The sequence below is a fragment of the Chamaesiphon sp. OTE_8_metabat_110 genome, from assembly GCF_031382685.1.
Taxonomy (GTDB): Bacteria; Cyanobacteriota; Cyanobacteriia; order Cyanobacteriales; family Chamaesiphonaceae; genus Chamaesiphon.
This window is the reverse complement of record NZ_JANMZA010000364.1, coordinates 1-8,780: the sequence shown is the minus strand read 5'-3', so window position 1 is coordinate 8,780 and position 8,780 is coordinate 1. Positions and strand designations below refer to the sequence as shown.

The following is an 8,780-nucleotide window of genomic DNA, read 5'->3' as shown; positions in this document are numbered from 1 at the left end:
GTTTGTTTCCTAAAAGCCTTGCCAGCAATATGTTTCAATCAAATCGGAACGAGAGGATTTGAACCTCCGACCCCTACTACCCCAAAGTAGTGCGCTACCAAGCTGCGCTACGTCCCGATGCCGTCTATAATCATAGCTCATCTAGAATGATTAGGCAAGCTTCGGGCGATCGGTTGTTAATTACAGGCTAAACAGAAATAATTAAGGTTGGCGATCGAGTATGCTGTCAATTTTTAGCTCTAAGTGTGTAAAGTCGCCGTCTGTGCCAAAACGGATATGGGTGCCCAGAAATTTTCATCAGGACGTGCCAAGATAGAGAATAAGATCCATATGGATTCCCACTCGAAGTCCCCACGTCAGCCCATAGCTATGCACCATGACTCGCAATTATCAAGTCAAAATCTATAATTGTCAAACGGAGACTTACCATCAAGTCACGGTACCGAACGATCGATACATCCTTCAAAGTGCTGAAGATCGTGGTGTAAGATTACCATTTTCTTGTCGCAATGGTGCTTGTACTGCTTGTGCTGTGCGTGTTAAATCTGGGGATCTAGAGCAACCAGAGGCGATGGGATTGTCGCCACAGTTGCAAAGCCAGGGTTATGCCTTATTGTGTGTGAGTTATGCTTGCTCTGACTTAGAAGTCGAAACTCAAACTGAAGATGAAGTCTACGAGCTTCAGTTTGGGCAATATTTCGGCAAGGGTAAAGTCAAGCGTGGACTGCACTTGGATGAAGAGTAATGGTAGGGTAAATGATTAGATTGATGATGAGCGGCAAAGCTAGATCTAGATGGTGGCAACTAGTTGGACTAGGCTTGCTGGGGGGCTGTCAAACAGCGCCGCCTTCGTATCCCACGGTACAGGTGAGCCGCACGATTAGTGGTAACTCGATCGAGTGGGTAGATAAATCTCAACAGCCACCTATGCTCCAACAGGGGAGATTGATCGGGATCGATGCTCCAGATCTGGGGCAAGAACCCTGGGGAAAGCAAGCCAAGCAAAGATTGGAAGAATTAATCGGTACGGCGGGTAAGGGTAGTGTCAGTATCGAATTAGATGGTGCTGAGGCTGATAAATACGGGCGCAAGTATGTCTATTTGTGGAAAGATGGTCGCTTGCTCAATCAAGAGCTAATCGAGGATGGCTATGTTTTGGCAATTACGCGCAGTGGTGCGACTGGCAATGCTCGTGGGATTAAATATCGCGATCGATTTATTCAGGGGAGTCAATATGCCCGCATTATGGGTGTGGGGATCTGGAATCCCGAACGCCCGATGCGGATGAGTCCATCTCAATTTCGCAAGGAGGAGCGGTGAGGAGGGATGGGAGATGGGAGTTGGGAGTTGGGAGTTGAGTGCTTGATAAAATGCAGGGAGCAGTCCCGATCTACAATAGATATATCTCGATCGATTATTTAAGAATAACTTGTCTAAAAGTCTGTAATCGATCGGTTGAGAACTTTCCATCCAGACGATCGATACTATTCATCAAGTTCTGCTCCCATCTCCCATCTCCCATCTCCTACCTCCCAATTATGCTACTAAAATCTACAACTCGTCATATCCATATTTACACTGCCGAGGTAAAGAAAAATGAACTCGTACCGAGCGAACAAGCGCTGACGCTAGATGTCGATCCTGATAATGAGCTGGTGTGGAGTGAGGACGCACTGCGTAAGATTTATGGACAATTTGATGACTTGGTTGAGTCTTACAGTGGTGCCGATCTGACTGAGTATAATTTGCGCCGCATCGGCTCGGATTTGGAACATTTTGTCAGAGATCTGCTCCAAAAGGGTGAGATCGGTTATAATCTCGACAGTAGAGTGTTAAATTACAGCATGGGTTTACCCCAAGTAGTCAGTAAAACCGCTGATTAATTCAGTTTACTACTGTGCTATTGCTTTTTAGACACCTCTATATCTCGTTTACTCAACTTTATATCTCCTATTCCCTCTTCTACAATCGTGTAAGTAAGTAGTTGGGGGTAGTTTTTTGGATATTTGGCGATCGCACCAATATATAGAGTAAAGTGCTAAACCACAAGCTTATTCTAATTAGCAATGTTTAATTTACCAAAGTCCGGCGCGACTGGGGAGTGGATATACGATCGATGTTGTCAACGTTTGGATGATGGCTGGCTGGTAGGTACGGATGGCAAGGCTGTAATCGATCGAGCCGAGCAAATATTAGCTGCGTGTGCGATCGAACGACCCCATTTTACCTCGATCGCGACATCCGATCCGCTTGAATTTATTGCGATGTTGATGGCTGGGTGTAAGTTAAATTTACCGATTTTTTTGGCTAATCCTGGCTGGGGTACTTTGGAGCGGGAACAGATATCGAAGTTAACCACACTCGATCTCACGCAGCATCAACAGCTCATCATGATACCGACGGGAGGGTCGTCGGGAATCATCAAATTTGCGACTCATAGCTGGGAAACTTTAAGTGCTACGGTGAGGGGATTTCAAGAGTTTTATGAACTAGAGCATATTAATACTGTCTGTACTCTACCGCTCTATCATGTCAGTGGTTTGATGCAATTATGTCGATCGCTATTAACTGGTGGTAAGCTCGCTATTGTCGATTTTCATGAGCTTTGCGCCAATCCAGTCGTACTCACCAAACAGCTTGAATTAGAGCATTATTTTATCTCATTAGTACCGACTCAATTGGCAAAATTATTAGCACTTAATTCTGCATGGTTGGCTCGATTTGACACAATTTTACTTGGGGGTGCGCCACCAAGTTCCGAACTACTCAATAGTGCCAGAATTGCTCGACTACCGATTGCTTTAACCTATGGGATGACTGAAACTGGTTCGCAAGTTACCAGTCTCAAGCCAGCAGAATTCTTGGCGGGAAATCGCAGTTGTGGCAAGGCTTTGCCTCATGCTAAAATCGGCATAAAATCTGATAGCAAGCTTACTAATAACACGCCACAAAGCGATCGATTCGGCTCGATTCAGATTCAAGCTACTTCATTAATGTTGGGCTATTTTCCCGATTTAGATCGACAGTTTGAATTCGAGTCAGATGACATTGGGACGATCGATAAAGATGGCTATCTAACGATTGTCGATCGAAATAGTAGTAAAATTATTAGTGGCGGTGAAAATATCTATCCGATTGAGGTTGTCGAGGTAATTATGGCAACTGGATTGGTTGCCGATGTGTGGGTAGTTGGATTGTCAGATTGCTATTGGGGGCAAGCAGTCACCGCTGTATATGTAGCCCGTGAACTGCCCGTTTCCGCTGCAATATTATCAGCAGCGATCGCGGGTAAAATTAGTAAGTATAAGCTGCCGAAATATTGGGTAAGTGTCGATCGCATTCCTCGCAATTCTTTAGGAAAGGTGTTGACTAATGAAGTTGAAAACCTCGCTAGAGCAGCCCGATAATTATCTCCACTCATTATCTTGGTTTGCTGTCTTTTCTTGACGCGCCATACTTTTTTGCGTATCCTAAATAGTCAGCCCTCAAGTTCACAATTGTCAAACTAGGAGAACAAATTGCGCTACCTCTTTATAGTTATGGCGATGATGCTATCAGTTTCAATGCAGGCAAACGCGTCCGAACGTCTAATTGGCACTCCAGAAGCAAGACAGCTTACAGATAGCATCATGTCCAAAATCGCCGCAGGAGATGCGGAAGCAGGGCTACGTCTAGCAAAGCCTTATTTGATAATTCCCGATGCCGAATTCAAGGAAATGGTGAGTCAGACAAACTTGCAAATGCCGAAGCTCGGGCAGCGTTTTGGCAAGAGTGTTGGGTACGAATTCATCCGCGAAGACGAGGTTGGTACGAGCTTTTATCGGATTATCCAGGTGCAGCGATTTGAAAAGCATATCACTCGATGGACATTCTACTTTTATAAAACTCCCACGGGTTGGGTTTTGAACACCTTCAACTTCGATGACAAGATTCAGCTTCTATTTGATGCTGGGGGTTAACCCAAGCTATTCAAAATGGTGGACATGCTGTAGATGAAACGGCTGTTGCTTCAAGCCGTTGGGGAACAGAGGCGTGTGCAAAACTCTTACCTCTTACCTAACACCTTATTTAATACACCACCGCTGCTCGGCTGCTGGCTGAGTTGGAAGCGGCTGTTTTCGATCTATTTTGCCAGCTTTGGAATCCGCTGAGCTAGTTGAAGGGTTAGCGCTCGAAATGCACCAGTTTTGCTCGGTAACGGCATTCTTCGCTTCAGATATCAGGTGAGTGGATTGTTGAGCTAGATTTGTCCACAGGGGTTGAATATACTGACGACTAACTATGCTAATATCCGTGGCATATTTTTTGATGGATCGTGAATTTAGCTGCCAACTTTGTCCAGCAAACTTAGTTTTAATTTCGAGATCGTTATCGACAAGTAAGACATTTCTAGCGGCGATAGTGCCGCCAATTAGCAAACAGATGAAACCCCAAGATAACCAACCGTTAGAATTATTTGGCTTGGGAGTTGGGGGTTTAGGCTGACTCTTGTTATCGGGTTTTGCAGATGTCATCTTAGTTGAGTAACTAAATGGATCGATTCGGGCAGAATCAGTTTTTCCATCCCTAATCTTACAGCACCTTGCGAGCCGGGGAGGGAGAAGACGAGGAGCCGATCGTAGGTACCTGCAATCGCCCGCGAAGCGATCGCCCGCGAGCCGATTTCTTGATAACTCAGCGCTCTAAAAATCTCTCCAAAACCGGGCAAAGTCTTGGTGAGGAGGCTGGAGATCGCCTCATAGGTGGTATCGCGGGGCGAGATGCCAGTACCACCATTAAAGACGATCGCCTGAATCGATCGCAGCTCTAGCATGTTAGTTAGAACCGTCGCAATCTGGGGCGATTCGTCCGGAATAATCTGATACTTACCGATCGTATGTCCCGCAGATTGTAGCAGTTCTTGGATGAGGGCACCACTGCGATCGGTCTCGGGCGTACGAGTATCGCTGACCGTGATGACCGCGAAAATAATGCTAATGTGGTGCGGATCTGGATGGGGTTGAGCCGCAGATCCAGCGGCGATGCTGGGCGATCGATCGAGCATGGGCTATTCTTCAGCTTTTTTAAATCCCAAGCCATTGCTTGCCGAGTAACGCTCCATAAAGCGCATGAATCGATCCCACTCTGCCGTAGAATTCATGATATAGATCGCTTCGAGTGCTTCGGGTTTGCCATTGACAAATTTTGCTTTGACTTCCCGCGTGATAATCTCACCTTCTTCGTCAATCATGTACAGTCCAGTGACTTCTTCATTGACTTCATTTCCCAAGATTGCGGGTTTTTCAAAGTAAAATGAGGCTTTACCTTGCTGGCCAGTGCGAGATTTGGTGAGTCGAACATCGGGAACAACAGGTTCGGTGGTGCCTCGGGAAAACTGAATTTCTGCCATGAATAAGGTGAGATAAGTTTATTTTCATATATTAGTCGATCGAGAGTTCCAAATTTGAATCAATTAAATCCTTACGCGTGGATCGATCGTGCGCTCGCGACGATTAGACAGGCAAATTGGCATCGCTCGCCGACGACGATCTCCAGTACCGCTGGGACGCAAGTGACGATCGCCGGACGATCGCTCATTAACTTTGGCAGTAATGATTATCTGGGTTTGGCTGGGGACGAGCGGTTAATTCAAGCGGCGATTGCGGCGACGCAGCAATTTGGTACGGGGGCGACGGGTTCGCGCCTAACGAGCGGACACCGCCAGCTCCACCAAGATCTCGAAGCCGCGATCGCCCGTTTAAAGGGCACTGAAGCCGCCTTGGTTTTTAGTTCGGGGTATTTGGCAAATTTGGGGACGATCGCGGCGCTAGTGGGCAGCAAGGACGCGATCCTCAGCGATCGATCGAACCATTCGAGCATTAAGAATGGGGCGCTGTTAAGTGGGGCAAAAATTATTGAATATCAGCACTGCGATGTTGCCGATCTGCGTGCGCAGTTGGAGTTACATCGCGCCAGTTATCGGCGGTGTCTGATTGTGACGGATACGGTATTTAGTATGGATGGCGATATCTGTCCGCTCCCAGCGATTTTGGAGTTAGCCAATGCCTATGGCGCGATGTTGTTAGTCGATGAAGCTCATGCGACAGGCGTGTTTGGCATAAATGGGGCGGGTGTTGTCGAACATTTTGGGTTAGTGGGACAACATTTAATCGTGATGGGTACGCTCAGTAAAGCCCTCGGCAGTTTGGGCGGATATGTCGCCGGGAGTGCTAGCGCGATCGATTTTCTCACCAATCGGTGTGCGAGCTGGATTTATACTACCGGATTATCGCCTGCCGACACCGCCGCCGCCCTTGCCGCGATCGACATCGTTGCCACCGAACCGCAGCGCCGCGATCGATTATGGGAAAATATTACTTACTTGAAACAGCTTTTAACCGAGCGAATCCCCGATCTAAAGCTAATTCCCTCCGCTTCAGCGATTATCTGTATCGAGCTGCCAGATGCCCACACGGCGATCGCCATTGGGAGTAAACTGCAACAATTGGGAATTTTTGCCCCCGCCATCCGCCCGCCCACCGTCCCTACGAGCCGGATCAGACTCTCACTAATGGCGACTCATCAACAGTCACAATTAGCGCAATTAGCCAATGCGCTCGCCCAAATATTTTGCGAACCTAAATAAGCTAAGATATGGTTAAAATTTGTCCGCGATCGCGCTACTAGCTCACAGCGATACTAGATGGCTCTCCTGCTATTTTGGGGAAATAGCTTACTTAAACATCAATCGCTCGTGCCATCAAAACCCCTTTCCCCCTTTCCCCTCCTAAACTACCCTCTTTTCAGTTTTGGCAAAACCAAACTCCCGCTTCGATTTTGAACAAGCAAATCAGGTTACTAAACAATTAGTAAACCAGATGCCCCCGTGGTTGCGACTGTCGTTTATCCGAAGTTGGGTGTTTTGGGCAATTATTACCCTCGGTATTTCTGGCGGCTTAGTATATCTAGCATTAGGCTTGCTGCTCAATCCCAAAGCAGTCCCCAATTGCCCCGAAATATTCGTCCCTATGTCTTCACCATCGCTACGGGTTTATTGCGGACAACTTGCCGCCAGCAAACAAACCTTACCAGACTTAGTAGCTGCCCTGAACCTAGTCAAAGATGTCGCCCCCAACGATCCGACACGCAACTATGTCGATAGCAACGTCCAACGCTGGTCGCTGGCGATTTTGAGATTAGCAGAAGCCAGTTATCAAGAGGGCAAATATGAAGAAGCGGTGAATGCTGCCAAGCAAGTCCCCACCAGTATTCCGGCTTATAAAATCGTGTCTAAACGTCTGGGACAATGGCAGGAAACTTGGGCAAAAGGAGTCGCACTCGATCGGGAAACTAGGGCATTATTAAATAGTTCCAAGTGGGTGAATGCTTACGCCGTCGCCGTCAGATTGACGCGCCTCAACAATCGCTACTGGGCGATGACTAAGTATCAAGAATTAGCCGATTTAGTCCAGATCGCTAAAGCTGATAGTGCCAAACTAGACGAAGCGCGGCAACTAGTCAAGAGTGATTCGGTCAAAACGCTGCTCAAAGCTGTCGAAATGGCAAATAAAATCGACCCCAAAAGTTTTGCACATACCGAAGCCAAAACTATTATCGACAAAGTAGCCATCCAAATGCTCAAGCTAGCGCGAGCAAAATTCGATAAAAACGACTGGCAGGGTGCGCTCGAAATTGCCACTCAAACCCCCGACGCGCCTACCACCAAAGCCGAACTCCAAGATCTCATCAGTTTCGCTCAAGCTCAGTCCCATACAGTCAATTCGAGTATCTCAGAACTAGAAACAGCTATCTCCCTCATTCAAGGCATCAAACCAGAGAGTTCGCTCTACCAAAAATCTCAGCAAGCTTCAGCCAATTGGCAACTTGAAATTCAGGATCTCGCCGCGCTCCAACATGCTCAGAGCTTAGCTAGTACTGGTACCGTCCGCGATCTCCAGATGGCAATTAGTGAAGTTCAGCGCATCCCCGCTAGCAATCCGCGCGGCAAAGAAGCCGCCAAAGTCGCTACCGAATGGCGCACTCAGATCGAAACAGTCCAGGATACACCATACCTCACAGCGGCTGACGCTTCAGCCGCTAGCGGTACCGTCCGAGGAGTCCAAAAAGCTGTCGCCCAATTAGGTCAAATCCGTCCGGGACGTGCCCTCTATCCCCAAGCACGACAAAAGATTCAACAATGGACTGGCGACTTGCAACGCGCCGAAGATGGGCCGATCCTCGCTCAAGCGGAAGCCTTGGCTAGCAGTGGCGATCTCGTTGGCGCGGTGAATATGGCGCAACGAATCGGTAGGGGACGCGCAATATCCGCTCAAAGTCAAGAACGGGTGAACGATTGGCAAGCCCAACTTCAAGCAACAGCGAATCTGGCTGCTGCTCAGAGATTAGCAAGTGGCGGTACGCCCGAAGCGCTACTCGGTGCCATCCAAGCCGCCGCTAGAGTACCCAAGAGTTCTTCACTCCGCTCCCAAGCCCGACTGGCAATGGATAACTGGGGGTCGCAAATGCTGGAAGTAGCTCAAAGCACCGCCACCAGCGATCTTCGCCGCGCAATTGCGATCGCCAAAGTCATTCCCTCAAATACTTCTTCCTACAGTGCCGCCCAAAACCTCGTCGAACAATGGCAGCTACAACTCAATCCTATTCCCGAACCGACCACATCGCCAACTGAGGAGAATAATGGTTTGATTGATTAGTGGATAGTGGATAGTGGATAGTGGATAGTGGAAGGTATGAGAAAAGATCGCACTTCGGCGTTGCTGAATTGATGTATGAAGCATAGA

Annotated in this window: 10 protein-coding genes and 1 tRNA gene; 7 read left to right on the top strand and 4 right to left on the bottom strand. The window is 47.9% G+C overall.

From position 1 onward, the window contains the following. Nucleotides 1–43: 43 nt before the first annotated feature. Nucleotides 44–117, bottom strand: a tRNA-Pro gene (locus RMO52_RS13295). A 259-nt stretch (nucleotides 118–376) separates the two neighbouring features. Between RMO52_RS13295 and RMO52_RS13290 the strand changes: the two genes are divergently transcribed. From RMO52_RS13290 to RMO52_RS13270, 5 genes are all read left to right on the top strand, one after another. Further along, nucleotides 377–745: a 2Fe-2S iron-sulfur cluster-binding protein gene (locus RMO52_RS13290; protein WP_309742980.1), complete on the top strand. Its 369-nt coding sequence runs from the start codon at nucleotides 377–379 to the stop codon at nucleotides 743–745. A gap of 11 nt (nucleotides 746–756) precedes the next feature. After that, the gene (locus RMO52_RS13285) at nucleotides 757–1,320 is read left to right on the top strand and encodes a thermonuclease family protein (protein ID WP_310414927.1); all 564 of its coding nucleotides are present in this window, start codon (nucleotides 757–759) and stop codon (nucleotides 1,318–1,320) included. Nucleotides 1,321–1,538: 218 nt separating this feature from the next. Next, nucleotides 1,539–1,883, top strand: a complete 345-nt coding sequence (locus tag RMO52_RS13280; protein ID WP_309745370.1) for an NAD(P)H-quinone oxidoreductase subunit M — start codon at nucleotides 1,539–1,541, stop codon at nucleotides 1,881–1,883. Nucleotides 1,884–2,066: 183 nt separating this feature from the next. Continuing rightward, the gene (locus RMO52_RS13275; RefSeq protein WP_310414924.1) at nucleotides 2,067–3,407 is read left to right on the top strand and encodes an AMP-binding protein; all 1,341 of its coding nucleotides are present in this window, start codon (nucleotides 2,067–2,069) and stop codon (nucleotides 3,405–3,407) included. Nucleotides 3,408–3,545: 138 nt separating this feature from the next. Next, entirely contained in the window at nucleotides 3,546–3,959 is a 414-nt protein-coding gene (locus tag RMO52_RS13270) for a hypothetical protein (protein ID WP_310414921.1), read from the top strand. A gap of 105 nt (nucleotides 3,960–4,064) precedes the next feature. Here the strand turns inward: RMO52_RS13270 and RMO52_RS13265 are convergent, their stop codons facing one another. The 3 genes from RMO52_RS13265 to psb28 are packed head-to-tail and all read right to left on the bottom strand — an operon-like array spanning nucleotide 4,065 to nucleotide 5,389. Continuing rightward, the gene (locus RMO52_RS13265) at nucleotides 4,065–4,514 is read right to left on the bottom strand and encodes a hypothetical protein (protein WP_310414917.1); all 450 of its coding nucleotides are present in this window, start codon (nucleotides 4,512–4,514) and stop codon (nucleotides 4,065–4,067) included. Then, nucleotides 4,511–5,044, bottom strand: a complete 534-nt coding sequence (locus RMO52_RS13260; RefSeq protein ID WP_310414914.1) for a MogA/MoaB family molybdenum cofactor biosynthesis protein — start codon at nucleotides 5,042–5,044, stop codon at nucleotides 4,511–4,513. The genes RMO52_RS13265 and RMO52_RS13260 overlap by 4 nt, the downstream gene beginning before the upstream one ends. Before the next feature lie 3 nt (nucleotides 5,045–5,047). After that, nucleotides 5,048–5,389, bottom strand: a complete 342-nt coding sequence (gene psb28 / locus RMO52_RS13255) for a photosystem II reaction center protein Psb28 (protein ID WP_309742099.1) — start codon at nucleotides 5,387–5,389, stop codon at nucleotides 5,048–5,050. A 54-nt stretch (nucleotides 5,390–5,443) separates the two neighbouring features. Between psb28 and bioF the strand changes: the two genes are divergently transcribed. After that, nucleotides 5,444–6,625: an 8-amino-7-oxononanoate synthase gene (bioF, locus tag RMO52_RS13250; protein WP_310414911.1), complete on the top strand. Its 1,182-nt coding sequence runs from the start codon at nucleotides 5,444–5,446 to the stop codon at nucleotides 6,623–6,625. Between the two features lie 163 nt (nucleotides 6,626–6,788). Next, on the top strand, nucleotides 6,789–8,693 hold the full coding sequence (locus tag RMO52_RS13245) for a hypothetical protein (RefSeq protein ID WP_310414908.1): 1,905 nt from the start codon (nucleotides 6,789–6,791) through the stop codon (nucleotides 8,691–8,693). Nucleotides 8,694–8,780: the final 87 nt, after the last annotated feature.